The 24,347-nt window shown below is 74.9% G+C and carries 22 protein-coding genes; 12 read left to right on the top strand and 10 right to left on the bottom strand.

All coding sequences use genetic code 11. The features are described from left to right. Positions 1-456 precede the first annotated feature (456 nt). From AB0469_RS12220 to AB0469_RS12210, 3 genes are all read right to left on the bottom strand, one after another. Positions 457-711 carry a hypothetical protein gene (locus AB0469_RS12220; protein WP_366451249.1) on the bottom strand — a complete coding sequence of 85 codons (255 nt, stop codon included), beginning with the start codon at positions 709-711 and terminating at the stop codon, positions 457-459. A 147-nt stretch (positions 712-858) separates the two neighbouring features. Next, positions 859-1,308, bottom strand: a complete 450-nt coding sequence (locus AB0469_RS12215; protein WP_366451248.1) for a GNAT family N-acetyltransferase — start codon at positions 1,306-1,308, stop codon at positions 859-861. A gap of 59 nt (positions 1,309-1,367) precedes the next feature. Then, positions 1,368-3,209 (bottom strand): endonuclease/exonuclease/phosphatase family protein, encoded by a 1,842-nt coding sequence (locus tag AB0469_RS12210; RefSeq protein ID WP_366451247.1) that lies wholly within the window; start codon positions 3,207-3,209, stop codon positions 1,368-1,370. 308 nt (positions 3,210-3,517) lie between these two features. Here AB0469_RS12210 and AB0469_RS12205 point away from each other — a divergent pair, with 308 nt between their 5' ends. Further along, positions 3,518-5,020 (top strand): hypothetical protein, encoded by a 1,503-nt coding sequence (locus AB0469_RS12205; protein ID WP_366451246.1) that lies wholly within the window; start codon positions 3,518-3,520, stop codon positions 5,018-5,020. A 192-nt stretch (positions 5,021-5,212) separates the two neighbouring features. Further along, positions 5,213-6,670, top strand: coding sequence for an alkaline phosphatase PhoX (locus AB0469_RS12200; protein ID WP_366451245.1), 1,458 nt, complete (start codon positions 5,213-5,215; stop codon positions 6,668-6,670). Positions 6,671-6,736: 66 nt separating this feature from the next. Here the strand turns inward: AB0469_RS12200 and AB0469_RS12195 are convergent, their stop codons facing one another. The 4 genes from AB0469_RS12195 to AB0469_RS12180 all read right to left on the bottom strand — a co-directional run bounded on the left by AB0469_RS12195 (position 6,737) and on the right by AB0469_RS12180 (position 10,076). Then, complete coding sequence (locus AB0469_RS12195) at positions 6,737-6,913, bottom strand: hypothetical protein (protein WP_366451244.1); 177 nt, start codon at positions 6,911-6,913, stop codon at positions 6,737-6,739. 113 nt (positions 6,914-7,026) lie between these two features. Continuing rightward, a complete protein-coding gene (locus AB0469_RS12190) occupies positions 7,027-8,199 on the bottom strand; it encodes a TerD family protein (protein ID WP_366451243.1) in 1,173 nt (390 codons plus the stop codon). 60 nt (positions 8,200-8,259) lie between these two features. Beyond that, positions 8,260-8,481: a hypothetical protein gene (locus AB0469_RS12185; protein WP_366451242.1), complete on the bottom strand. Its 222-nt coding sequence runs from the start codon at positions 8,479-8,481 to the stop codon at positions 8,260-8,262. Positions 8,482-8,552: 71 nt separating this feature from the next. Continuing rightward, positions 8,553-10,076 carry an aldehyde dehydrogenase (NADP(+)) gene (locus AB0469_RS12180; RefSeq protein ID WP_366451241.1) on the bottom strand — a complete coding sequence of 508 codons (1,524 nt, stop codon included), beginning with the start codon at positions 10,074-10,076 and terminating at the stop codon, positions 8,553-8,555. Positions 10,077-10,213: 137 nt separating this feature from the next. Here AB0469_RS12180 and AB0469_RS12175 point away from each other — a divergent pair, with 137 nt between their 5' ends. The 7 genes from AB0469_RS12175 (at position 10,214) to AB0469_RS12145 (ending at position 17,116) form a co-directional block, all read left to right on the top strand. Then, positions 10,214-11,032, top strand: a complete 819-nt coding sequence (locus AB0469_RS12175) for an IclR family transcriptional regulator (RefSeq protein WP_366451240.1) — start codon at positions 10,214-10,216, stop codon at positions 11,030-11,032. A 93-nt stretch (positions 11,033-11,125) separates the two neighbouring features. Beyond that, positions 11,126-12,118: a hypothetical protein gene (locus tag AB0469_RS12170; protein ID WP_366451239.1), complete on the top strand. Its 993-nt coding sequence runs from the start codon at positions 11,126-11,128 to the stop codon at positions 12,116-12,118. Positions 12,119-12,275: 157 nt separating this feature from the next. Continuing rightward, positions 12,276-13,589: a histidine kinase gene (locus AB0469_RS12165; protein ID WP_366451418.1), complete on the top strand. Its 1,314-nt coding sequence runs from the start codon at positions 12,276-12,278 to the stop codon at positions 13,587-13,589. After that, positions 13,586-14,251 carry a response regulator transcription factor gene (locus tag AB0469_RS12160; RefSeq protein WP_366451238.1) on the top strand — a complete coding sequence of 222 codons (666 nt, stop codon included), beginning with the start codon at positions 13,586-13,588 and terminating at the stop codon, positions 14,249-14,251. The genes AB0469_RS12165 and AB0469_RS12160 overlap by 4 nt, the downstream gene beginning before the upstream one ends. Positions 14,252-14,313: 62 nt before the next feature. Continuing rightward, entirely contained in the window at positions 14,314-15,762 is a 1,449-nt protein-coding gene (locus tag AB0469_RS12155) for a penicillin-binding protein 2 (RefSeq protein ID WP_366451237.1), read from the top strand. 63 nt (positions 15,763-15,825) lie between these two features. Next, positions 15,826-16,317: a GNAT family N-acetyltransferase gene (locus AB0469_RS12150; protein WP_366451236.1), complete on the top strand. Its 492-nt coding sequence runs from the start codon at positions 15,826-15,828 to the stop codon at positions 16,315-16,317. A gap of 91 nt (positions 16,318-16,408) precedes the next feature. Continuing rightward, positions 16,409-17,116, top strand: a complete 708-nt coding sequence (locus AB0469_RS12145; RefSeq protein WP_366451235.1) for a DsbA family oxidoreductase — start codon at positions 16,409-16,411, stop codon at positions 17,114-17,116. A gap of 104 nt (positions 17,117-17,220) precedes the next feature. On the opposite strand, the gene AB0469_RS12140 is transcribed toward AB0469_RS12145, so the two are convergent. Next, a complete protein-coding gene (locus AB0469_RS12140; RefSeq protein WP_366451417.1) occupies positions 17,221-18,291 on the bottom strand; it encodes an aminotransferase class V-fold PLP-dependent enzyme in 1,071 nt (356 codons plus the stop codon). 64 nt (positions 18,292-18,355) lie between these two features. Here AB0469_RS12140 and AB0469_RS12135 point away from each other — a divergent pair, with 64 nt between their 5' ends. Both AB0469_RS12135 and AB0469_RS12130 read left to right on the top strand, forming a co-directional pair. Further along, positions 18,356-19,450, top strand: a complete 1,095-nt coding sequence (locus AB0469_RS12135) for an amidohydrolase family protein (RefSeq protein WP_366451234.1) — start codon at positions 18,356-18,358, stop codon at positions 19,448-19,450. Positions 19,451-19,764: 314 nt separating this feature from the next. Next, positions 19,765-20,655, top strand: a complete 891-nt coding sequence (locus AB0469_RS12130) for an SCO1860 family LAETG-anchored protein (protein WP_366451233.1) — start codon at positions 19,765-19,767, stop codon at positions 20,653-20,655. Between the two features lie 25 nt (positions 20,656-20,680). Here the strand turns inward: AB0469_RS12130 and AB0469_RS12125 are convergent, their stop codons facing one another. Together AB0469_RS12125 and cobC are read right to left on the bottom strand one after the other, a co-directional pair. Beyond that, a complete protein-coding gene (locus AB0469_RS12125) occupies positions 20,681-21,844 on the bottom strand; it encodes a CapA family protein (protein WP_366451416.1) in 1,164 nt (387 codons plus the stop codon). A gap of 185 nt (positions 21,845-22,029) precedes the next feature. After that, positions 22,030-23,439, bottom strand: coding sequence for an Rv2231c family pyridoxal phosphate-dependent protein CobC (gene cobC, locus AB0469_RS12120; RefSeq protein ID WP_366451415.1), 1,410 nt, complete (start codon positions 23,437-23,439; stop codon positions 22,030-22,032). Positions 23,440-23,567: 128 nt separating this feature from the next. Here cobC and AB0469_RS12115 point away from each other — a divergent pair, with 128 nt between their 5' ends. After that, positions 23,568-24,314: a ZIP family metal transporter gene (locus tag AB0469_RS12115; protein ID WP_366451232.1), complete on the top strand. Its 747-nt coding sequence runs from the start codon at positions 23,568-23,570 to the stop codon at positions 24,312-24,314. Positions 24,315-24,347 lie beyond the last annotated feature (33 nt).

Genomic DNA, 24,347 nt, shown 5'->3' with positions numbered 1-24,347 from the left:
TCTGCACGTTGACGATCTGATAGGTGCCCTCGGGGATCCTGGACACGGCGGTGCCGGGTGCCGCCGGCTGGGCCAGCGTGGGCGCGGGGAGCAGCATGAGGCCTCCGGCCGCGAAAACCGCCGAGGTCGCCAGGAGGCGGTGGGCCCGGGTCTGCTTGCGCATGGGGGTGCTCCTCTCTCGTTCCGTGAGGGAGAGCGGCAGACGCCACGACGGGGCCACCCGGGCAGGCCGGTTCCGCCGTCCGTGTGGCGGGTGGGGAAGAGCAGGGGGAAGGGAGCCCGCGGCGGGCTCCTGCCGCTGCGGCCGCCCGCTGCGGCACGGCCGGCGTGCGGGTTCTCGACCCGGGCCGGCGCCCGGCCCGGTGAGCCGATGATCAAGGCGCGGCCGCCTCTCCCACTATCGACGCCCGCGGCCGCCCCCGCAACCGAGGGCGCCCCCGGGGTGCGGGGGCGCGGTCAGTGCAGGGGGATCGTGCGGACCAGGCCGGCGAAGGCCTCCTGCTCCGCCGGCGTCAGCTCCACCGACTCCATCGGATGCCCGGCCGCCGTGCGCTGGGACGGGATGACCGGCAGCCCCTCGCACGCCTCCGGCTCCGGGTGGTGGAAGCGGCTGTCCCACAGCATGTGGCCCAGGCCGAGCACCCAGACGAGGGCGGCCACGAACAGGACGGCCAGGCCGGTTTCCTGGGCGGGGGAGATGGAGGGGAACACACGGCCTCCGGGATGCGCGCGGTACAAGAAGGACAAGATCGGGCGTGGAGGACACTCAACACCACATCGGGCCCATCTGGGCAACGGTGTGTCCAGCGTCACGCCAGGGCCGAAGGTCCCCGGATCGACCCGCCGGGGCCCCCGTGCTCAGGGCTCCAGCGGCAGCTTGAACCCCTCGTGGCTGCGGGCGTAGCCGAGCCGCTCGTAGAAGCGGTGCGCGGCCGAGCGCCGCTTGCCGCTGGTCAGCTGGACCAGCCCGCAGCCCCGGGCGCGGGCCCGCTCCGCGGCCAGCCGCATCAGCTCCGCGCCCAGGCCCCCGCCGCGCCGGTCCGCGCGGATCCGCACGGCCTCCACCAGCGCCCGCTCCCGGCCGCCCCGGCCCAGGCCCGGGATGTACGTCAGCTGGAGGCAGCCGAGGACCGCCTCCCCGTCCGCCAGGACCAGCACCTCGTTGCGGGGGTCCGCCTCGATGTCGGCGAAGGCCCGCTCGTACGCCTCGCCCACCACGACCGAGGCCGGGTCGACGACCCGCTCCTCGTCGGCCAGCAGGGCGAGTACGGCGGGCAGGTCCTGGCGGGTGGCGGCACGGAAGATCATGGCCGGAGTGTGGCAGAGGGGCCCCGCCGTGGCGGCGGCCGGGCCCCTCCCGGCACGTGTTACGGGCGGAAGCGCAGCACCTGCGGGTCGTGGTCGCTGTTCTGGACCGAGAACTCGGCGTTGATGTGCACGCTGTCGTAGGCGTAGTTCTTGATCGCCGGGCTGATCAGGATCTGGTCCAGCACCTGCGCGTTGCCCTGGTAGACGTAGGAGTACCGTTCCGCCTTCGGCAGCGACTTGATCGCCGAGTACAGGGCCCCGCCGTCCTCCAGCGCCTTCGCCGTGTTCGAGAACTCGAAGTCGTTGATGTCGCCGAGGGCGAGGACGTCCGCGTTCTTGTCGGCCGCGAGGATCTCCTTGACGAAGGAGTTCACCGCCTGCGCCTGGAGCAGCCGCTTGTCCTCCGACTTGCGCACCGGGGGCTGGTGCTGCGAGGTCAGGCCCTCGTCGCCGCCCTTGGAGCTGAAGTGGTTGGCGATCACGAAGACCGTGCGGCCGCGGAAGACGAACTCGCCGGCCAGCGGCTTGCGGCTGTCGGCCCACGCCGGGTTCGCCGGGTCGATCCGGCCGGGGGAGTGGGTCAGGGCGGCCTTGCCGTTCTCCTTGGCCACACCGGTCGCCGTCAGCGCGTCGCCCGCGGCGCGGTCGGTGAAGGAGACCCGGGCGGGGTTGAAGAGGAAGACCTGGCGGATGTTGCCGCCGGGCTCGCCGCCGTCCTTGTTGTTCTCGGGGCTGATGGAGCGCCACTGGTAGGCCGGGCCGCCCGCCGCCGCGATGGCCGCGGTGAACTTCTTGATGGTCTCCTCGGCGGAGACGGTGCCGTCGTTCTTGGCGCCGTTGTCGTCCTGGATCTCCTCCAGGGCCACGATGTCGGGCGAGGCCAGGTTCTGGACGACGGCCTTCGCCAGGTTGTCGAACTTCTCCTGCGGGTCGCTCGGGTCGAGGTTCTCCACGTTGTACGTGGCCACCGCGAGCTCGCCGGGCGACTGGGCCTTGGTCTTCTCCGGGGCGAGGGTGCCCGCCTTGACCGCGCCGAGCGTGCGGGCCACCAGGGTGTAGCCGCCGAACTGGTTGAAGTCCAGCGGGCCCTCGGTGGTGCCGGTCAGCCTGTCGCCGACGTTGGCCACCGGGAAGGGCTGCTGCGCGAGCGGCGCCAGCTGCTGGATCTGGAGGCGGCCGGTGTTCTGGGACTCGTACGAGCCGTAGAGGGTGCCGCCGCGCTTGGCCGTGTTCTCCCAGCCCTTGACCGTCACCCACAGCTCCGCGTACGGGTCGGTGGCGCCGACCACGCGCGAGTTGCCGATGCGGACGTTCATGCCCTCGAGGGACTCGTAGTAGTCCAGGGCGTAGCGCGAGGGGTCCAGGGCCAGGCCGTTGATGCTGCCGCCGGCCGCCGGGTCGCCCGCCGGGGCGTACTCCGCCGGGACGGAGTACTCGTTGATGGCGGTGGCCTCGGGCAGCGCGTTGCCGGAGGAGAGCACGGTCACGGCGGGCTTGGCGATCTGGGTGACGGACTGGTTGCCGGAGGCGGCCCCGCCGGGCACGTACTCGCCGACCGTGCCGGAGACCTTGACGGCGTCGCCGACGGCCACGGTCGGGACGGAGTTCGTGAAGACGAAGATGCCCTCGCTGGTGGCGGGGTTGTCGTCGGCGTCGGGGTCCTGGATCCAGAAGCCGCGCGAGCCGTAGGTGCGCACGCCCGTGACGATGCCCTGGACGTCGGCGACGGCCTTGCCGTTCAGCGGGGATATCCGGGTGGTGCCCTGGATGTCGTGGATGCGTACCGGATCGGCGGACACGGCGCCTTCGGCCGCGTCGGCCGTGCCCGCGAGCAGGCCGGAGGCCAGCGCGGCGGCGACGAGGGCGGCGACGGCGGCGGAACGGGGATGCGATGAGCGCATGTGAGGGAACTCCGGTGTGTGGAGGAAGAGGGGGGTGGGATTTGACGGTCCCTTAACGTCTACGCGCGTCAATGTCCTGTGTGACCAGCGAAGTTGTCAAGGTCTCCAGGAAATACGACAGCTGACTGTGGGATGAACTGACGGTTCCGCTCCGCCGGAGGCGCCCCGGATGCGTCTACTCTGGGTCGCCGCACCAGGTCTGACGGTCACTCCGTGACCGCCGCCGACCGCCTCCACCCGTCCAGATGCGTCCAGATCCGTCCTGATTCCCCCGCCGTCCCGCGCGCCCGTCCGAGGAGAACCACCCCATGTCCGCAGAGCCGCACTCCACGCTGCCGCCGGTACGGCTGCACTCCGATGCGGAGCTGGCCCGCGACGCCCTCGTCGCCCCGCTGTTCGCCCGCGCCGTCCGCCTCGCCCGCTGGGCCGGACCCGACACCCGCGTCGACGTCGGCGGCGAACTGGTCGCCGACCAGCTGGCGGCGGCCGCCGAGGTGCTCGGCCTCGACCTCGCCGACGAGGACGCGCCGGTCCACGCGAGCCAGGCCTGGCGGGTGGCCGTGGACACCGGCCTGGTCGACGTGACGGAGCCGGAGGAGGACAGCGGCGACGGCGCGGACGGCGCCGAGCCCGAGTACGGCACCGCCGCGCCCGGCGAGGACCTGCCCCTGCTGGCCGGAGGGGCACCCTCCGACGTCCTCGACCTGTGGCTGGCGGCCCTGGACGCCGTCCTCGCCGACGCCGCCGTGCCCGACCTGGACGACCTCGTCGACGCCCTCGACGCGGGCGGCGAGATCGACTTCGACCGGCTCGACTGGAACCCCCAGCGCGAGGCGGACTTCCTCGACGGGGTGCTCGCCAACCTCTACCTGCTCAGCGTCTCCGAGGGCGCGCCCGGCGACGGCCGGGTGCCGCTGCCCGTGCTCGCCGCCTCGATGATCATGTCGGACGACATGGGCGACCCGTCCGACGCCGTACTGGAGCAGGTCTCGGACGCGATGATGCGCCTCGACGACCAGTTCCGGCAGCTGGAGCCGATCGGTCTCGTCGACTACCACCCCGTCGACGAGGCGCTGATGGCGGAGGCCGAGGAGGCCGCCGATGCGGACGCCGTCGCCGGCGGCCCGGGACAGGCGGAGGACGACGAGGACATCACCCGGTACGGGATGGTCCGGCTCACCCCGCTCGGCCTGTACGGCGTCCGCGCCCGCATGCTGGAGGCCGGGGTGGAGGCCCCCGCCGTCGGCGAGCTGGCCGGCAAGGGCGCGGACGCGCTGCTCGACGCCGTCTCCTTCTACCCGGAGGACGCCGCGCAGGCCGAGATCGAGCAGTGGCTGGCTGGGCGGGACCTGCCCGCCGCCGTCGCCGAGCTGCTGGCCGCGGCCCGCGGCGACGACGAGGCCGCGCCGCTGCGCCGGCTGCGCTGCCAGCAGGCCCTGACCCCCGCCGGCCCGGAGGCCGAGCCGGCGGTGCGGGCCGTCCTGGACGACCCGCAGCTGGGCGGCCTGGCCCGGGTCTGGCTGGCGGAGCACGGGGCGGCGGACGTACCGGCCCCGGACGGCGCGATGGTGTTCTGGCTGACGGTGGACACCATCGCGGCGCAGCTCGCGGCGGACGGGGAGACCGAGGAACTGCCGCTGCTGATGCGGAGCCTGACGGAGCACCACACGGGCTTCTTCGGCCAGGTGTGGCGGGTCGAGCACCCGGCGACGGCCCACGTGCTGGAGGCCATGGGCCGGCTGCACCCGGACAGGAAGGCGGCGAAGGAGGCCCGGAAGGCCGCGTTCAAGGCCCGTTCCCGGCAGCCCTGACCCCCCGGGCCGCCCGATGGCGCGGAAGGGGCCGCAACAGGCCTTTTCCGCGGCCGGAGTTCGCCATTCCGTCCGGCGGCAAGGGGCCGCTCCGCGTTCGCGGGGAAGTCAGCCGCCGTTCACGTACGGCCGGGAGCGTGTGCGCCGACGACCGTACGTCAGGCGCACCACCTCCCCACCCCAGGAGACCCGATGCCCCTCAGCCGCAGAGACTTCACCGCCCGCACCGCCCTCGCCGGTGCGGGCGTCGCCCTCACCGGAACGGTCGGCGCCCTCGCCACCGCCCCCGGGGCCCTGGCCGCCGACGACCCGGGGTCCGGCGCGGCCGGCGCGGCGGAGGGGCACGGCCACCCGCACGCCCCCGGCTACGGCCCCCTCCTGCCGGACCCGGCCGGGCTGCTCGCCCTGCCCGCCGGGTTCTCCTACCGGGTGATCACCCGCAGCGGTGTCACCACCCTCGACTCGGGCGAGAGCACCCCCTCCCACCACGACGGCACGGCCGCCTTCGAGGGTCCCCGCGGCGTCACCCTCCTCGTCAACAACCACGAGCTGAAGGGGCCGCGGGCCAACTGGGCCCACCCCGTCCCGCTGACCGGGGGACTCGTCTACGACCCCGCCGCGTCCGGCGGCTGCACCGTCGTCGAGGTCCGGCGTGGCGGCGAGGTCGCCGAATGGGTGGGCGTCGCCGGCACCTCGACCAACTGCGCGGGCGGGGCCACCCCGTGGGGCACCTGGCTGACCTGCGAGGAGACCGAGGACCTGGCCGGCCGGAACGGCATGACCAAGGACCACGGCTACGTCTTCGAGGTGGACCCGCACGACCGCCGGGCCAACCGCGACCCACGGCCCGTCAAGGCCTTCGGGCGGTACGCCCACGAGGCCGTCGTCATCGACCCGCGCCAGGGCCACGCCTACCTGACCGAGGACGCCTCGGGCCCCAACGGGCTGCTCTACCGGTGGACCCCGCCGCAGGGCTTCCGGCACGGGCGCGGCGCGCTGCGCACCCTCGCCGCCGACGCCGGGGTGCTGGCGGCCGCCAAGTGCTTCGACAAGGCCGGGCAGTTCGTGGACGACCTGTCGCGCGCCACGAAGACCGGGACGGTCTACGGGGTCGACTGGGTGGAGGTGACCGACCGCGACGCGCGGAGCCTGTCCGTGCGCAAGCAGTTCGCGGCCGGCGCCGTGACCCGGGCGCGCAAGCTGGAGGGCATGTGGTGGGCCGACGGGGGCGCCTACTTCGTCTCCTCGTACGCCCGCGAGGAGAGCCCGGGCGCCGCGCACGACGGGCAGGTGTGGTTCTACGACCCCAGGCGGCGCACGATCCGGCTCGTCGTCCTGATCGGGGTGAACGCCGACCCCGACGCCGAGGGCGGCTACGACGGCCCCGACAACATCACCGTGTCCCCGTACGGGGGCCTGGTCATCGCCGAGGACGGCAACGGGCTCCAGCACCTGCTCGGGGCGACCGAGTCCGGGCGCGTCTACCCGCTGGCGCGCAACGAGCTGAACATCGGAACGCCCGAGGAGCCGGAGTACTCGGAGTTCACCGGGGTGTGCTTCTCCCCGGACGGGCGCACCCTGTACGCCAACATCCAGGAGCCGGGGATCATGCTGGCGATCACCGGCCCGTGGCGGCGCACCCCGCGCTGACGGAGCCCGGGACAGGGCCCAGGAGGGAGCCCGGGACAGGGCCCGTGACGGGGCCCGTGGCAGGGCCTACCGGGCCGCGGCCATCTCCGCGCGAGAAGCCGCGGCCCACTCCTCCAGGAGGAACTCGTACGCCTCCGAGGGCCACTCCCCGTCCGCCCAGGTCTCGACGAGGAGCCGTATCGCCTCGTTCGCCTCGGCGGCGGACGGGCGCGCGGGACCCGCGGGCTGGAGTGAAGTCTGCATGGTTCCCAGGCTACGGGCGAGCACGGACAGCCACCTCCGGATTACGCGTGGCATCGATCACCCGGGACGCCCCGGCCCGGGTGCTCCGCGGCCGCATATGCCCGCCCACCTGCTCAGAGTGCCTGGGAGGCCGGCTGGACCATGCCGCGCACTGTGCGGGACTTCACAAAGTCGCCCATGGCCGTCATCTCCCATTCGCCGGAGAACTGCTTGATCAGCTTGGCCATCATCACGCCGGTCTGGGGCTCGGCGCCGGTCAGGTCGAAGCGCACCAGCTCCTCGTCGCTCGCCGCGTCGATGAGCCGGCAGTAGGCCTTGGCCACCTCGGTGAACTTCTGGCCGGAGAAGGAGTTGACGGTGAAGACCAGGCCCGTGACCTCGGCGGGCAGCCGGCCGAGGTCCACCACGATCACCTCGTCGTCCCCGGCGCCCTCACCGGTCAGGTTGTCGCCCGAGTGCTTGATCGAGCCGTTGAGGATGGACAGCTTGCCGAAGTAGCAGCTGTCGACGAAGTTGCGCTGCGGGCCGTAGGCGATGACGGACGCGTCGAGGTCGATGTCGCGGCCGCCGAAGGCCGGCTCCCAGCCGAGGCCCATCTTGACCTGGGAGAGCAGCGGCCGGCCGCCCTTGACGAGGGAGACGGTCTGGTTCTTCCGGAGGCTGACCCGGCCCTTGTCGAGGTTGATCTTCCCCGGGGCCGGGGGAGCGGCGGGCGCGGCCGGGGGCGCCGCGGGCATCGGCGGGGCGGCGACGGCCGGAGCCGGCGGCGCGGCCGCCACGGGGGCGGCCGGCTCCTCGTCCACGGAGACCCCGAAGTCGGTGGCGATGCCCGCGAGCCCGTTGGCGTACCCCTGGCCGACCGCGCGCACCTTCCACACGCCGCCCCGCAGGTAGACCTCGACGACCACGAGCGCGGTCTCCGGCCCGAGGCGGGGCGGGGTGAAGGTGGCGATCACGGCGCCGCCGGCGGCGTCCCGCACGGTGGCGGTGGGCTCGATGCCCTGGAAGGTCTGCCCCGCGGCGTCGGGGCTGGCCGTGACCACGATCCGCTCGATGCCGGGCGGCAGCGCCCCGGTGTCCACGGTGATCGAGTCCGGCGCCGTCCCGCCGCCGGACCGGTAGGCGACACCGGGCCCGGAGGGCTGGTTGTAGAAGATGAAGTCGGCGTCGGAGCGCACCTTGCCGTCCGCCGCGAGCAGCAGGCCCGACACGTCGAGCCGTACCGGGGCGGCCACGTCCACCGTCACGCGGGTGGTGTCGAGCGGCAGGTTGGAACCAGGGGTCATAGCGGTCATGCCGGGAGAACGACCGGCACCGCTTTGCCGTTCCCTTACCCTGGCCGGAATTCAGCGCCGGTTGCGGGGGTGGTCGCGGGCCGTGCGCTCGTTGCCGAACTTGTAGGAGCCCGTCCAGCGGGCCATCACCAGCTGTGCGTCGCCGGATTCCACCTCGGCGAGGAACTTCTCGGCCCGCCCGCCCCGCAGGGTGCCCGCGGTGCGGCCCCGGTGCGCGATGACGACCGTGCCGTCGCCCTGTACCCCGTACGAGAATCCGTGTGCCCGCCCCATGGGGCGCAGCCTGCCCCGCCGGGGAGCGGGGCGGCAACGCAATTACCGGCGCCCCGCCCCCCCGGCGCGGCTCAGCCGCCGGTGACCCGGCGCGGGAGGCCCAGGGGGTTGTCCTCGCGCAGCTCCGGCGGGAGCAGCGCGTCCGGCACCGACTGGTAGGCCACCGGGCGCAGCCAGCGTTCGACGGCCGTGCCGCCGACGGAGGTGGAGTGCGAGGTGGCCGCCGGGTAGGGGCCGCCGTGGTGCTGGGCCGGGGCGACGGCGACCCCGGTGGGCCAGCCGTTCACCACGATCCGCCCCGCCAGCCCGGTGACCTGTGCGATCAGTGCGGCGGCCGGGCCCGGGGCGCCCTGGGCCTCGGCCCGCGACAGCTGGAGGGTGGCGCTCAGGTTCCCGTCGAGCAGGTCCAGCACCGCGGCGGCCTCGTCCGGGCCCGAGTAGCGGACGACGACGGTCACCGGTCCGAAGCACTCCTCCAGCAGCAGCCCGTACGGGCCGCCCTCCAGCAGGCGGGCCGCCGCGACGCCCAGGTAGCCCGCGCCGACGGTGTGCTCCCCGGCGGGCCCGGCGGCGACCGGGGCGGTGACCCCCGGGAGGGCGGCCCGCTCACGGACCCCGGCGACGAAGTTCTCCCGCATCCGGTGGTCGAGCAGCACGCCCGGCCCGGTCTCCCCGAGCTGCTCGGCGAGCGCGGCGGTGAGGAGGTCGCCGTCGGCGCCCTCGGGCACCAGGACCAGGCCGGGCTTCACGCAGAACTGGCCCACGCCGAGGGTCACGGAGGCGGCGAGTCCGGAGCCGATCTCCTCGGCGCGCTCGGCGGCCGCCGCGGGGCTGACCACGACGGGGTTGAGGGAGCCCAGCTCGCCGTGGAACGGGATGGGCACCGGACGGGCGGCGGCCGCGTCGAACAGGGCCCGGCCGCCCCGGACGGAACCGGTGAACCCGGCGGCGCGGACCAGCGGGTGGCGGATCAGCTCCAGGCCGGCGTCGAACCCGTGGACCACCGTCACCACGTCCGCCGGCAGCCCGCTCGCGACGGCCGCCCGCCGCAGCAGCCCGGCGCACAGCTCGGAGACGGCCGGGTGGTCCGGGTGTGCCTTGACCACCACCGGGCAGCCGGCGGCGAGGGCGCTGGCGGTGTCCCCGCCGGGCACGGAGAAGGCCAGCGGGAAGTTGGAGGCGGCGTAGACGGCGACCACGCCCAGCGGCACCTTGTAGCGGCGCAGCTCGGGGCGCGGCGGGGTGAGGGAGGGGTCGGCCCGGTCGATCCGGACGTCGAGGTAGGCGCCCTCCTCGACCACGTCGGCGAAGGCCCGTAGCTGGCCGGTGGTGCGGGCGAGCTCGCCGGTGAGCCGGGCGCCGCCCAGCGCGGTCTCGGCGTCGGCGGCCTCCACGATCTGCGCGGCGGCCCCGTCGAGCAGCCCGGCGGCGGCCCGCAGGAAGGCGGCGCGGGCGGCCGGGTCCGCGAGGGCGGCGCGCGCGGCGTGGGCCGCCCGTACGGCCCGGTCCACGTCCGGGGCTGTGGCTTCCACCGCAACCCGTTCGCGCTGCTTCCCGGTGCGGGGGTCCACACTCCAGACTGGATTCGCCGTCATGGCCCGCTCCTCCTCGGATCGTTCAGTATTCTGAACGCCGTTCCGGTGGCTGAATGATCACTTCTGCTGCGGACTCTAGGTTCCGCGTCCACCGGGTGACAAGAGGCGACAGGGCCGAGCAGAGGGGAACCAGGCGCATGACGACAGCCGAGACAGCCGGGACGGACGGCCCTCCCGCACCGGACGGGCCGGGGCTCCCCGCGGCGGCGCCGCCGGTGAAGTCGGCCGTGCGCACGGTCCTGCTCCTGGAGCACTTCGCGGCGCACCCGGGACTGCACAGCCTCGCCGACATCCAAAGCGACCTCGCCCTGCCCAAGTCCAGCCTCTACATGCTGCTGCGCACCCTGGTGAACCTGGGCTGGGTGGAGACGGACGCCACCGGCACCCGCTACGGCATCGGCGTACGGGCCCTGCTCGTCGGCAGCTCCTACATCGACGGGGACGAGGTGGTCGCGGCGGCCCGCCCCAGCCTGGACCGGCTCTCCGACGACACCACCGAGACCATCCACCTCGCCCGGCTCGACGGGACGAGCGTCGTCTACCTGGCCACCCGGCCGTCCCGGCACTACCTGCGCCCCTTCACCCGGGTCGGGCGGCGGCTGCCCGTCCACTCGACCGCCCTCGGCAAGGCGCTGCTGGCCACCCACACCGACGAGGAGGTGCGCCGGATGCTGCCGCGGCGGCTGGAGGCCGTCACGGAGCACACCATCACCGACCGGGAGGCGCTGGTGGAGGAGCTGGCCCTGGTGCGGGAACAGGGCTACGCGGTGGACCGGGAGGAGAACACGCTCGGGCTGCGCTGCTTCGGGGTGGCCGTCCCGTACCGGACGCCGGCCCGGGACGCGGTGAGCTGCTCGGTGCCGGTGGCCCGGCTGACGGAGGACCACGAGCGCACGATCAAGGCCGCGCTGTTCGAGGCGAGGGACCGGCTGTCCGTGGTGACGCGCCGCATGTGAGGCGCCGGACGCGGGGGTTCCTCCCCCGCGCGGGGGAGGCGGTTCACCTTCGCGGGGGAGGTGGCGGGAGCCCGCGGACGGGACCGTGGGGGCATGAGCACACGAGCCGTCCACGCGACGCACACGACGGGCACCACCCGGCCGCCGGCCCCCGCCCCGGGGACCCGGCTGCGGGTCCTGCGGGCGGCCGCCCTGGCCGCCACCCTGCCGTACCTGACCCTCAAGGCGGCCTGGCTGGCCGGGAGCAGGATCGGGATACCGGCGGACAGCATCCTGCTGAAGGGCGGGACGACCCTGGCCGTGGGCAACGCGGTCACGCTCGCCATGGACGCCTGCGTGATCCTGCTGGTGCTGGTGCTCACCCGCCCCTGGGGCGCGCGGGTGCCCGGATGGCTGCTGACCCTGCCGGTGTACGTGGCCACCGGGCTGCTCACCCCGATCGTCCTCGGCTACCCGGCGCAGCTCCTCGTCAAGGCCCTGGGCCTGGGAGCCGGCGAGGCGGCCCGGGCGGCCCGGGTGCCCTTCCTCGACCCCTGGGTGTTCGCCGTCGTCTACGGCGGCTTCATCATCCAGGCGATCGCCCTGGCCGGGCTGTTCGTCCCCTACGCGCGCCGGCGCTGGGGCCGGCGCTGGCAGGGGGCGCTCGGGCGGAGGCTCCCGTCCCCCACGGGGGTGGTGGCGGGGGCCTCCGCACTGGCCGGCGCCGCGGTCGCCGCGGCGCACGGGTACTGGGCCTTCGGCGGGACCGCGGGGCTGTCCGCGGAGATGGCGGCGGCGCACACGGCGGAGACCGGTGTGGTGTCCGGTGTGCACGCGATGTGCGCCCTCGCGGCCGCGGCCGGGGCGCTGCTGCTGGCCCGGGGCGGGTCGCGCCCGGCCGGGTGGCCGCCGGCCCTGGCCTGGATCGGCTCGTCGGCGGCGCTGGGCTGGGGCGCCTGGATGCTGACCGCGGCCCTGGGGATGAACCTGGGCGAGGACGAACCCTCCACCACCGCCGTCCTGTTGGCCTACGCTGGCCAGATGATCACCGGGCTGCTGGCCGGGGCGGTGCTCCTGCGCTACCTCCACGCCCGGAGGGAGGGCTGAGCCGGGGGAGGCCGCGAGGGGCCGGCGCGGACGGGAGTCCGGCGCGGACGGGAGTCCGGCGGGGGCGGGAGTCCGGCGGGGGAGAGGCGTGGACCAGGAGGGGACGACCGTGCGCGCGAGCCGCTTCGGCGGGGGCCGGGCGGCCGGGGCGGCGGCGGTGAAGCGGTGGCCCGGGCTGCTGCTGGGGGCGCGGGCCCGGCTGCGGTGGGTGCACCTGATACTCGGCGGGGCCCTGCTCATGCCCTACCTCATGCTCACCCAGGTCGTGGTGGGCGCGGCGGCGGGCGGGGGCAACGTGTTCGCCTCCCTCCCGCTGACCCTGCTCTCCTACGCGGCCTCCCTGCCCCTGATCGCGGTGACCGGCCTGGTCGGGCTGGTCCGGCCGCTGTCGGCGACGGCCGCGCGGGTCATGACCGGGGTGCCGGGGGACCGGCTGGCGGACGGCCCGGCCCGGTCCTGGGGGGCCCGCTGGCGGGCCTCGGCCTGGTGGACCCTGCACCTGGGCATCGGGGCGCTGATCAGCGGGATGAGCCTGGCGGTACCGCCCCTGGGGGTGGTGCTGGTCGTCATGCCGTTCTCCGGGGCGCTGCGCGCCTCGGAGTGGGGCGCCGGCTGGTTCAGCGCCGGGGCGGAGCCCTACGTCTCCCCCCTGATCGGTGTCGGGGTGCTGCTGGCGCTCGCCGCCGTCTGCGCCGGTGCGGGGGCGCTGCTGGCCCGGCTCGCACCCGTGCTCCTCGGGCCGACCGCGGCGGACCGGCTGGCCGCCGCCGAGGAACGCGCCGCCGACCTCGCCGTCCGCAACCGGCTGGCCCGGGAGCTGCACGACGCCGTGGGGCACGCGCTGAGCGCCGTCACCCTCCAGGCGGGGGCGGCCCGGCGGGTGCTCGACCGGGACCCGGAGTTCGTCCGCGAGGCGCTCGCCGCGATCGAGGACACCACCCGGCGCACGGTGGGCGAGCTCGACGCGGTCCTCGGCCTCCTGCGGGACGGGGACCCGGCCCGGGCCGAGGCCATGCCCGCACCCACCCTGGCCGGCGACCTCGACGGGCTGCTGGCCCGCACCCGGGCCGGCGGCACCGTCCTCACCTCCGAGCAGGACCCGGGCCCGGCCGGGGACTGGTCGCAGCTCCCGGCGATCGCCTCCCGGGAGGCGTACCGGATCGTCCAGGAGGGCCTGAGCAACGCCCTGCGCCACGGCGCCGGCCCCATCACCCTGCTGATCCGCGTCCACACGTCCGACGGCCACCGCGAACTGGAGATCACCATGACCAATCCGCCCGCCCCGTCCCCGCCCGCCCCCGACGCGGCCGCACCGCGCACGACCGGCGGCCGCGGGCTGCGCGGCGCGGCCGAGCGGGCCGCCCTCCTCGGCGGCCGCGTCGAGGCCGGACCGCACGCGGGGAGCTGGCGGCTGCGGGCCGTCCTGCCGCTCGGCGGCGGCGCCGGCCCGGCCCGGGCGGGCGCGCGATGAGCCGGCCGCCGCTGCGCGTGGTCATCGCCGACGACGAGCGGATGGTCCGCACCGCCCTGCGGGTCATCCTCGACGCCGAAGCCGACCTGGAGGTCGTCGGCGAGGCCGCCTCGGGCGCCGAGGCCGTCCCCCTGGTGCGCTCCCTGGCCCCCGACGTGGTCCTGATGGACGTGCGGATGCCGGAGATCGACGGCATCAGGGCCACCGAGCAGATCCTCGCCACCATGGCCGACCCGCCCAGGATCGTGGTCGTCACCACCTTCGAGAACGACGCCTACGTCTACGACGCGCTGCGCGCGGGCGCGTCCGGCTTCCTCCTCAAGCGCGCCGACCCGGACGAGCTGATCGGCGCGGTTCGGCTCGTCGCCCGCGGGGACTCCCTGCTCTTCCCGGCCGCCCTGCGCACCCTGGCAGCCGCCCACACCGCGGCCGCCCCGCCCGCCTCCCCGGCCTGGGCGGCCCGGCTCACGGACCGGGAGGCCGACGTCCTGCGCCTGATGGCCACCGGCCTGTCCAACCACGAGATCAGCGAGCGCCTCGGCGTCGGCCCGCAGACCGTCAAGACGCACGTGGCCGGGATCCTCGCCAAGACCGGCTCCCGCGACCGCACCCAGGCGGTCATCGCCGCCTACGAAGGGGGCTTCCTCATGAAGAAAGCCTGAGAACCCCGCCACAATCGGGGCAGAGCGGAACGCCCGGGGCCGCCGGGACGTCCTTCTGGGGGATGAACAAGACGATCAGGCGTGCGTCGGTCTTCTGTCTGCTTCTGGTGCTGGCCCTCTTGGTGCGGGTCACCTGGGTGCAGGCGTACCAAGGCCAGGCCCTCGCAGACGACGAGCACAACCGCCGCAACCTCATCGGGCAGTACGAGAACCCGCTGGGCAACATCATCGTGGGCGGTACGGCGATCACCGGGTCCACCAAGACGGCCGGCAAGGACTTCGGGTACAAGCGCACCTACACCGACGGCCCCCTCTACGCGCCGATCACCGGTTACAGCTCCCAGGCCTTCGGCACGAGCATGCTGGAGGGCGTCTACAAGAACGTGCTCAACGGCTCGGACAGCCGCCTGAAGACGGTGATGGACGTCCTCACCAACAAGCGGGCCGACCCGGGCAACGTGCTGACCACCATCGACAAGGACGTGCAGAAGGCCGCCTACGACGCCCTCGACGGCAAGCAGGGCGCCGCCGTGGCCATCGACCCGGCGACCGGCGAGATCCTCGCCGTCGTCAACAACCCCTCCTACGACCCGGGCCGGATCTCGGGAGCCGGCGACCAGGCCGCCTGGGACGAGCTCTCCGCCGACAAGGGCAGGGCCATGGAGAACGTGGCCCTGCGCAAGCCCCAGGCGCCCGGCTCCACCTTCAAGCTGGTCACCCTGGCCGCGGCCATCGAGAACGGGCTGGTCACCAGCATCGACCAGCCGACCGGGGTCCCCGGCAACTACACGATCCCCGGCACCCGGACGAAGCTGCCCAGCGAGGCGGGGGACGAGGCCTGCAACAACGCCTCCGCCCGTACCGCCCTCAAGCTGTCCTGCAACAACGTCTTCGCGGACCTGGCCTCCAAGCTCGGCCAGGACAAGATGCGGGCCATGGCGGAGAAGCTCGGCTTCAACACCCGGATCGACACCCCGGTCCGCACCAACCCGCCGAGCAAGTACCCGACCAAGAAGCTGTCCGTCGACCAGGTCGCGCAGACGGGTATCGGCCAGTTCGACGTCCAGGCCACTCCGCTCCAGATGGCCATGGTGACGTCCGCCATCCAGAACGGCGGCAAGCTCGTCGCCCCGCACATGGTCTCGGAGGTGACCGACTCGGGCGGCACCGTGCTGGAGAGCTTCAAGGAGCCGAAGACCCAGCAGGTCATGAGCGCCAGGACCGCCTCGATGCTCCAGGACGCCATGCGCACCGTCGCCACCGAGGGCGGCGGCAAGCCCGCGCAGGTGGCGGGCGCCGAGGTCGGCGGCAAGACGGGCACCGCCCAGCGCGGCGTGAACAACAACATCCCGCCCCTCGCCTGGTTCACCTCGTACGGCAAGGCGGGCGGCAAGCAGATCGCGGTGGCGGTGATGATCGAGAACTCGGACACCGACCGCTCCGAGATCGGCGGCGGCAAGCTGGCCGCGCCCATCGCGCAGAAGATGATGGCGGCGTGGCTGAAGAAGTAGCCACCGCCTGAAGGGCCGCCGCGCGCCGGGAACCGACGGGGTTCCCGGCGCGTTCCCCTTCCCATGATCAGGACCGCACTCCCCGAAGACCTGGACGCCATCGCCGCCCTGCACACCCGGGCGCGCGCCACCTACTACCGCGGCCGCGTCCCCGAGCAGGCCTACGCGGGCGAGGCCGAGCAGGCCCGCAGCCGCGAGGGCTGGTCCCGGGCGGTGGGCCGCTCCGAGGCCGAGGGCCGGGTCTTCTGCGCCGAGCGGGACGGGCAGATCACCGGGGTGGCCGCCTTCCTCACCGCCGACGGCGAGACCACCCTCACCCAGCTCCACGTGGACCCCGCCCACTGGCGCCGCGGCACCGGCGCCGCCCTGCACGCCGCGTGCCTCGCCGCCTGGCGCCGGGCCGGCGTCGCGCGGGTCCGCCTGGAGGTCTTCGAGCACAACGTCCGAGCCCAGGCCTTCTACGCCTCGCACGGCTGGCGTCCCGACCCCTCCGCCACCCCCTCCGGATCCCACCGCACCCTGTGGCTGGAGGTGGAGGGGGCGTCCGGGGAATGAGACGCTCCGGCAGATGGTTGAACCACAAACCGTTTCGCCCCGCGAAACCCCGCCCCGACCCCCACCCGGAATCCCGGAGAGAAGAAGGATCATGCGCGTCGAGATCTGGAGCGACATCGCCTGCCCCTGGTGCTACATCGGAAAGGCCCGCTTCACCAGGGGACTGGCCGAGTTCGCGCACCGCGACGAGGTGGAGGTCGTCTTCCGCTCCTTCGAGCTCGACCCCCACGGCGCCAAGGGCGTCACCGCGCCCGTCCTGGAGATGCTCGCCCGCAAGTACGGCCGCACCCTCGACGAGGCGCGCGGCATGGAGGAGCACGTCGCCGCGAGCGCCCGCGCCGAGGGCCTGGAGTACCGGACCGAGGGCCGCGACCACGGCAACACCTTCGACATCCACCGGCTCCTGCACCTGGCCGCCGCCCGCGGCCGTCAGGAGCAGCTCCTCGACCTCGCCTTCCGCGCCAACTTCGCCGAGGAGCGCTCGGTCTTCGACGCCGAGGTGCTGCTCGCCCTCGCGGTGGAGGCCGGCCTGGACGGGGCGGAGGCCCGCGCGGTCCTCGCCGACGACTCCGCCTACGCGGCCGAGGTCCGGGCCGACGAGCGCGAGGCGGCCGAACTGGGCGCCAACGCCGTCCCGTTCTTCGTCCTCGACCGCCGCTACGGCATCTCCGGCGGCCAGCCCGCCGAGGTGTTCACCCGGGCCCTGGAGCAGGCCTGGGCCGGGCGCGAGCTCCCCGAGCCGGCCGCCGACGCCGAGGCCTGCGAACCGGACAGGGCCTGCGCCGTCCCCCGGGCCTGACCCGCCGGCGCCCGCGTACCTCCCGTACGCGGGCGCCGGCCGGCTTCCCCGGATCCGCCACGATGAGCGCCCGACGGGGCCGAGGTCCTCGTGCCCGAGCGGCCCTACCGCCAGGCCGCCGAGGCCGCCTCCAGCGCCGCCTGCGGGTCCGCCGACAGGGCCGACGCCAGGGCGCGCAGCGACGCCGCGACCGCCTCCGGCGAGGCCGCCGGGCCGTAGTGGTTGACCCGGACCATCTCCCGCGCCAGCGCCCCGCCGCCCGCCGCCAGCGGGGCCGAACCGTCGGCGGCCAGGGCCTTGGCCACCACCGCCGAGGCGTCCGGCACCCGCAGCGTGGTCGCCACCGGCGCCGCCTGCGCCGGGTCCCCGACCCACGGGGCCAGGCCGAGCGCGGCCGCGCCGGCCCGGGTGGCCCGGGCCGCGGCGGCGTGCCGGCCGAGCACACCGGCCGTCCCCTCCTCCGCGATCCGGTCCAGGCAGGCCTCCAGCGCCAGCATCTCCAGCTGGGCCGGGGCGTGCAGCAGCGTCGTGCGGCCCCCGTCGATCCAGCGCTCCTTCCAGTCCAGGAGGGAGAGGTACGAGCGCCGGGGCGCGGCCGGGTTGGCGGCGAACCGCTCCCACGCCCGCTCGCTCACCGACACCGCCGAGACCCCCGCCGGGCCGCCCATCGCCTTCTGCGCGCCGATCACGCACAGGTCCACGCCCCACGCGTCCGGCAGCAGCGGCTCCGCGCCCACCGAGGCGACCGCGTCCAGCATGAACAGCGCCCCGTGGTCGCGCACGGCCTCGCCGATCTCCGCGACCGGGTTGGTGTTGCCGGTGGCCGCCTCGGCGTGCACCAGCGAGACGAAGTCGATCTCCGGGTGCTCCGCCAGGGCGCGGGCCACCTGCCCGCCGCTCACCGCCGTGTCGAACGGCACCGCCAGGTCCACCACCTTCGCCCCGGCGTCGCGCAGCCAGTTGCCGAAGGTGGTGCCGTACGGGCCGGTGACCACGTTCAGCGCCGTGGAGCCCGGCCGGGCCCCGGAGCGGATGCAGCCCTCCAGCGGCAGCAGCGCCTCGCCCTGGGTGATCACCACGTCGTGCCGGGTGTCCAGCAGCCGCGCGACGCCCCGCTCGATGGCGGTGAAGTGCTCGGCGGTCAGCGGCGGAAGGTCCAGGAGGGGGTGGGTCACGGCGGTGCTCTCTTCGTCCGGGGTCACCGGCCGAGCCTACCCAGCGCGCACGTACAGTGCGGACATGAGTGATCGCAGCGATGTGCTCCATGTGAAGGGACGCGTGCTCGTCGGGCCCCAGGAGGTCCGCGACGAGCTCTGGGTCGTCGGCGGGCGGATCACCTACGAGCGGCCGGCCGCCGCCCGCGGGGCCACCACCGTCACCGGCTGGGTCCTGCCGGGGCTGGTCGACGCGCACTGCCACGTCGGCCTCGACGCCCACGGCCCGGTCGACGCCGCGACCGCCGAGGCCCAGGCCCTCACCGACCGGGACGCGGGCACCCTGCTGATCCGTGACGCGGGCTCCCCCTCCGACACCCGCTGGATCGACGACCGCGCGGACCTCCCGAAGATCATCCGGGCGGGCCGGCACATCGCCCGCACGCGCCGCTACATCCGCAACTACGCGCACGAGATCGAGCCGCCGCAGCTCGTCGAGTACGTGGCCCGCGAGGCCCGGCGCGGCGACGGCTGGGTCAAGCTCGTCGGCGACTGGATCGACCGCGAGGCCGGGGACCTGACGGCCTGCTGGCCGCGCGCCGAGGTGGAGGCGGCCATCGCCGAGGCGCACCGGCTGGGCGCCCGGGTGACCGCGCACTGCTTCGCGGAGGACTCGCTGCGCGACCTGGTCGAGGCGGGCATCGACTGCATCGAGCACGCCACCGGGCTGACCGAGGACACCATCCCCCTCTTCGCCGAGCGCGGTGTCGCGATCGTTCCCACCCTCGTCAACATCGCGACCTTCCCGAAGCTGGCGGCGGGCGGCGAGGCCAAGTTCCCCCGCTGGTCGGCCCATATGCGCAGGCTCCACGAGCGGCGCTACGACACCGTCCGCGCGGCCTGGGACGCGGGCGTCGGGGTGTACGTCGGCACGGACGCGGGCGGTTCGCTGCCGCACGGCCTGGTCGCCGCCGAGGTGCAGGAGCTCGTGAAGGCCGGGATCCCCGCGCTCGACGCCCTCTCGGCGACGGCCTGGGCGGCCCGCGAGTGGCTCGGCAGGCCCGGCCTGGCCGAGGGCGCGCCCGCCGACCTGGTGGTCTACGGCTCCGATCCGCGCGAGGACGTGCGGGTGCTGGCGCAGCCGGACCGGGTGGTCGTGAACGGCGCGGTCCGCGCCTGAGCCGGACCGGTCGCCGACGGGGCGGCGCGGGCGCGGAGTTGACGGCACGTGACCCGGCGCCCCCGCCCGTCGTTGTCCCTGTCCGAAAAGGGCCGGTGGTGGCGGCCGTGCCGAGGCGCGCGGGAACTCGTGTGCCGTGTGGGGCGCAACAAATCGAATACATGCATGGAAACCACCCGTTGGGGTGAACTCACGCCAGGTGGCTGCCCGTTCACTCACAGTGCGTAAAGACTTCGGGCGTCGAAGCCGTCGGCATGCGCGATGTCCCCCATCGGCGCCCCGGCGGCACCCATCTCCCCGGGGGTTCCACCACCTTGAACCGCAACACCTTCCGCCTGCCCGCGGCCGTCCTGCTCGCCACGGGAGCGGTGGCCCTGCTCGCCGCACCCCCCGCCCTCGCCACCGACGGCAGCGGCGGCCAGGGCACCTCCGGAGCCGTCGTCCTGCGGACCGGACTGGACGTGGGCCTGCTCAACAAGACGGTGCACGTACCGCTGAAGGCCACCCTCAACGAGGTCAGCGCCCCCGCCACGGCCGGGAAGACGGCCCTCACCGTGGCCCTCGACGGGGTCGAGCAGGGGCAGCCGGTGAACGTGCTCACGGCGGACGCCGCCACCGCCAAGGCCACCGCCGACGAGAACGGCGCCCGCGCCGAGGCCGCCCTCGCCCACGCCAAGGTGCACCTCCCGGGTCTGCCCGCCCTCTCCCTCATCGAGGTCGAGAAGGTCACCTCCCAGGCCGTCTGCGCGGCCGGCGCGAAGCCCGTCGCCACCTCGAACGTCCTCGGCACCGTCACCGCCCTCGGCAAGAAGGTCACCCTGACGGCCGGCGGGCCCACCGAGGTCGAGGTCCCGGGCGTCGGCCTGGTCTCCCTGCGGCTCTCCGACACGCAGACCACCTCCACCACCGCGGCGGCCGCCGCGCTCCGCCTGAAGGTGTCGGTGAACCCGCTGAAGCTCAACGTGGCGCAGGTCGACGGCGAGGTCGTCCTGGCGGAGGCGCACTGCACGTCCCCGACGACGGCCGCGAAGCCCGCGGCGAAGCCGGACGTCAAGCCGCAGGCCGCCGTCGCCACGTCCGGCCGCGCCGACCTCGCCGAGACCGGGGCCGGTTCGGCCACCCCGTGGGTCGCCGGCGGCGCGCTGCTCCTGCTCGGCGTCGGCGCGTGCGCGCTCGTCGTGACCCGGCGCGGCCGGACCTCGTGACCCGGGCGGCCGTCCCCGGGCCCGATCAGCGGGTCGCGCGCGTCAGCCCCTGGCCGGTCGCGCCCCGCGAGGTCACGGCCGACGTGACCTCCTTGTCCACCCGGGCGTACTCGGCCCGCTTCGCGGCGGACGGTCCGCCGTCGCCGTCCGCGCCGGCGCACGAGGTGCAGACGACGCGGAACGGCGGCCCCATGTCCGAGTACTGGGTGAGGTACTCGGCCTTGACCACCTCCCAGCGGCCCGGGTGCGAGGCCGCCGGGGCGAAGGTGAAGCGGGGGATGGACGACATGTTGCCCCGCGCCTTCTCGGCTTCGTAGAAGCTGGCGATCTGGTCGCCCATGCCGAAGACCACCCAGGTGCCGTTGATCTTCTCGTAGGGCTGCGGGACGTGGTTGTGCGTGCCGAGGATCAGATCGATGTCGGGGAGGCCGTCCGCCCCGCGCGAGGCGGTCAGCGCCTGCGCCAGGTCCTTCTGCTGCTGGTCGGGGGCCGTCTGCCACTCGGTGCCCCAGTGGAGGCTCAGGACGACGACGTGCGCGCCGGCCGCCCGGGCCGCGCGGGCGTCGGCGATGATCCGGGCCTGGTCGATCAGGTTGACGGCCCAGGGCTTGCCGGCCGGGAGCGGTATCCCGTTCGTGCCGTACGTGTAGTCCAGCTGGGCGACCTTCGCCCCGCCGGCGGAGAGCACCGCCGGGGCCTTGGCCTCCTCGGGGCGGCGGGCCGAGCCCACGTGCTTGATGCCGACCCGGTCGAGGTGGTCGAGGGTGCGGGAGAGCCCGTCGAACCCGTCGTCGAGGGTGTGGTTCGAGCCCGTGGAGCAACTGTCGTACCCGGCGTCCTTGAGGGCGTCGGCCAACTGGTGCGGGGCCTTGAAGGCGGGGTAGCCGGTGTAGGGGCCGCCGGGCCTTCCGTACGGTATCTCGTGGTGGCATATCGCCAGGTCGGCGGCGGAGACGATGGGCTTGACGCCCGCGAGTATCTTCCGGAAGTCGTACTCCCCGGGCTTGCCGCCCGCGTCGTCCGCGGCCCGCTGGACGATCGACGGGTACGGGATCGTGTCCCCGGTCGCCACCAGCGTGAACGGGGCCGCGCCCGGGACCGCCTTGCCGGCGCCGTTCGGCTTGCCCTGGAGCCGCTGCTCGGCCGGGACGGCCGCCCCGTGCCCGAGCAGCCGGGGCACCGCGAACACCCCGCCGCCGACCACCCCCACGGCCACCAGACCCATGGTGATGCGCGTCGCCGCCCTCATGTCCCGTCCCCCGTCCGTGTCTTGGTCCGCGTTCATGCTAGGCGGGGCCCCCTCCGCCCGCCCTCCGGGCCCCTGAGACGGCCGGAGGGGGAGGGCCGGGCGGGGGACGGCCCCGCGGGGCCGGGTCAGGGTGTGGTCAGGGCCAGGGCGTGGTCCAGCGCCTGCAGCAGCCGCCCCGTCGTCGCCCGGTCCCGCACCGCCAGGCGCAGCCAGGACGCGTCCAGCCCCGGGAAGGTGTCCCCCCGCCGGACCGCGAAGCCCAGCGCCCGCAGCCGGGTGCGCACCTCCGCCGCACCGGGGATCCGGACCAGCACGAACGGCCCCTCGGCCACCCCCGAGACCGTGACCTCCTCGAACTCCGCCAGCCCCGCCAGCAGGTGCGCCCGGTCCACCGCGATCCGCCGGGCCGCCGCCTCCGCCTCCTCCAGCGCCTCCGGCGCCACGCAGGCCTCGGCCGCCACCAGCGCCGGGGTCGACACCGGCCACAGCGGCTGCGCCGCCGCCAGCTTCGCGACGACCTCCGGATCGGCCAGCACGTAGCCGATCCGCAGCCCCGCCAGGCCCCACGTCTTCGTCAGGCTCCGCAGCACCACCAGCCCCGGCACGTCCATCCGCCCCGCCAGCGCCTCCCGCTCGCCCGGGACCGCGTCCATGAACGCCTCGTCCACCACCAGGATCCGCCCCGGCCGGGCCAGCGCGGCCAGCGTCGCCGCCGGGTGCAGCACCGACGTCGGGTTGGTGGGGTTGCCCACCACCACCAGGTCCGCGTCCTGCGGCACCGCCGCGGGATCCAGCCGGAACCCGTCCTCCGCCCGCAGCACCACCCGCTCCACCCGGTGCCCGGCGTCCCGCAGGGCCGCCTCAGGCTCGGTGAACTGCGGGTGCACCACCACCGGCCGCTCCGCCTCCAGGGCCCGCGCGATCAGGACGAACGCCTCCGCAGCCCCCGCCGTCAGCAGCACCCGCTCGACCGGCAGCCCGTGCCGCCGCGCCACGGCCGCCCGGGCCGCCCGCCCGTCCGGGTACGCAGCGAGGTCCCCGAGGGAGGCCGCGATCCGCTGCTTCAGCCACTGCGGCGGCGTGTCCGACCGCACGTTCACCGCCAGGTCCACGAGCGCGCCCCCCGCGTCCGCGACCTCCGCGTCCCCGTGGTGGCGCAGGTCGTGCTCCTCGGCCGTGGCCACCGCACAGGTGGCCGCCACCGAACGGCGCTTGGGCACGAGGAGCTCCCCGCCGCCCGCCAGCGCCGCCGCCTCCGCCACCGAGGCGGTCCCGGAGGCCTCGTGCACGGCCGGCGACGGGTGCGGCACGGGGATCCGCGCGAGCTCCTCGGCCGGGTAGCCCACCAGGGGCACGCCGAAACGTTCCGCCGCGCCCGCGATCCCGGGCTCCAGGGTCTTCGAGTCCACCGTCGCCAACGCCGTCACCGCCCCGGCGCTCAGCCCGGCCCCGCGCAGGGTCTCCTCGACCAGCGCGCAGACCTCCGCCACGGAGACCCCCGCGCGTCCGCCGACCCCGACCACCAGCCGCGTCACGTACTCGCCCACCGGGGTCCTCCCTCCGTACTGGTGTCCGTCGTCTGTCGTCTGTCGTCATCACGGTGGCGTCCGCCACCCGCGCGGCGGAAGTGCGCACGGCGCCGCCAGTCGGTATCCAGGGGCACATGGCGGTGATCGTGGCTCTGGGCGCGTTCCTGATGACGCTGGCGGGCGGCTGGACGGCACAACGCGTCACCGACCGCCGCCACCTCGTCCTGGGGCTGGCCGGCGGGCTGATGCTCGGCGTCGTGGGCCTGGACCTGCTCCCCGAGGCCCTGCACGCCGCCGGCCGGGAGGTCTTCGGCGTCCCGCTCGCCCTGCTGCTCTTCGTGGCCGGCTTCCTCGTCGCCCACGTCGTGGAACGCCTGCTCGCCGTACGGCAGGCCGCGCACGGCGGCGGGGACGGGGGAGGCGGCCACGACCACGGCGTCCGCGTCCCGCAGGTCGGGCTCACCGCCGCCGCGGCGATGGTCGGCCACAGCCTCGCCGACGGAGTGGCCCTCGGCGTCGCCTTCCAGGTCGGCGGCGGGATGGGCGCGACCGTCGCCCTGGCCGTCATCACCCACGACTTCGCCGACGGGTTCAACACGTACACCCTCACCCACCTGTACGGGAACGCCCGCCGCAAGGCCTGGATGATGCTCTTGGCGGACGCCGCCGCACCCGTCGTGGGCGCCGCGTCCACCCTGCTGTTCACCCTTCCGGAGGAACTCCTCGGGGCGTACCTCGGATTCTTCGGCGGCGCCCTGCTGTACCTGGCGGCCGCCGAGATCCTGCCCGAGGCGCACCACGAGCACCCCGCCCTGTCCACGCTCATGTGCACGGTGGGCGGGGTGGCCGGGATCTGGCTGCTGGTCGGCCTCGCGGACTGAACGGACGGACCGGTCCGCCCGGACCGGTCCGTA

Source organism: Streptomyces sp. NPDC093801, assembly GCF_040701585.1.
GTDB lineage: Bacteria > Actinomycetota > Actinomycetes > Streptomycetales > Streptomycetaceae > Streptomyces.
Note: the sequence above shows the minus strand (reverse complement) of the source record. Positions and strands in the feature narration are given on the sequence as shown.

What these genes read in the sequence shown, in the direction of transcription:
- AB0469_RS12185 (WP_366451242.1), bottom strand. Translation starts at nt 8,481, where the DNA reads ATGGGGCGGGCACACGGATTCTCGTACGGGGTACAGGGCGACGGCACG.
- AB0469_RS12195 (WP_366451244.1), bottom strand. Translation starts at nt 6,913, where the DNA reads ATGCAGACTTCACTCCAGCCCGCGGGTCCCGCGCGCCCGTCCGCCGCC.
- AB0469_RS12155 (WP_366451237.1), top strand. Translation starts at nt 14,314, where the DNA reads ATGAACAAGACGATCAGGCGTGCGTCGGTCTTCTGTCTGCTTCTGGTG.
- AB0469_RS12135 (WP_366451234.1), top strand. Translation starts at nt 18,356, where the DNA reads ATGAGTGATCGCAGCGATGTGCTCCATGTGAAGGGACGCGTGCTCGTC.
- AB0469_RS12210 (WP_366451247.1), bottom strand. Translation starts at nt 3,209, where the DNA reads ATGCGCTCATCGCATCCCCGTTCCGCCGCCGTCGCCGCCCTCGTCGCC.
- AB0469_RS12160 (WP_366451238.1), top strand. Translation starts at nt 13,586, where the DNA reads ATGAGCCGGCCGCCGCTGCGCGTGGTCATCGCCGACGACGAGCGGATG.
- AB0469_RS12115 (WP_366451232.1), top strand. Translation starts at nt 23,568, where the DNA reads ATGGCGGTGATCGTGGCTCTGGGCGCGTTCCTGATGACGCTGGCGGGC.
- AB0469_RS12175 (WP_366451240.1), top strand. Translation starts at nt 10,214, where the DNA reads ATGACGACAGCCGAGACAGCCGGGACGGACGGCCCTCCCGCACCGGAC.
- AB0469_RS12200 (WP_366451245.1), top strand. Translation starts at nt 5,213, where the DNA reads ATGCCCCTCAGCCGCAGAGACTTCACCGCCCGCACCGCCCTCGCCGGT.
- AB0469_RS12190 (WP_366451243.1), bottom strand. Translation starts at nt 8,199, where the DNA reads ATGACCCCTGGTTCCAACCTGCCGCTCGACACCACCCGCGTGACGGTG.
- AB0469_RS12215 (WP_366451248.1), bottom strand. Translation starts at nt 1,308, where the DNA reads ATGATCTTCCGTGCCGCCACCCGCCAGGACCTGCCCGCCGTACTCGCC.
- AB0469_RS12180 (WP_366451241.1), bottom strand. Translation starts at nt 10,076, where the DNA reads ATGACGGCGAATCCAGTCTGGAGTGTGGACCCCCGCACCGGGAAGCAG.
- AB0469_RS12145 (WP_366451235.1), top strand. Translation starts at nt 16,409, where the DNA reads ATGCGCGTCGAGATCTGGAGCGACATCGCCTGCCCCTGGTGCTACATC.
- AB0469_RS12205 (WP_366451246.1), top strand. Translation starts at nt 3,518, where the DNA reads ATGTCCGCAGAGCCGCACTCCACGCTGCCGCCGGTACGGCTGCACTCC.
- AB0469_RS12150 (WP_366451236.1), top strand. Translation starts at nt 15,826, where the DNA reads ATGATCAGGACCGCACTCCCCGAAGACCTGGACGCCATCGCCGCCCTG.
- AB0469_RS12170 (WP_366451239.1), top strand. Translation starts at nt 11,126, where the DNA reads ATGAGCACACGAGCCGTCCACGCGACGCACACGACGGGCACCACCCGG.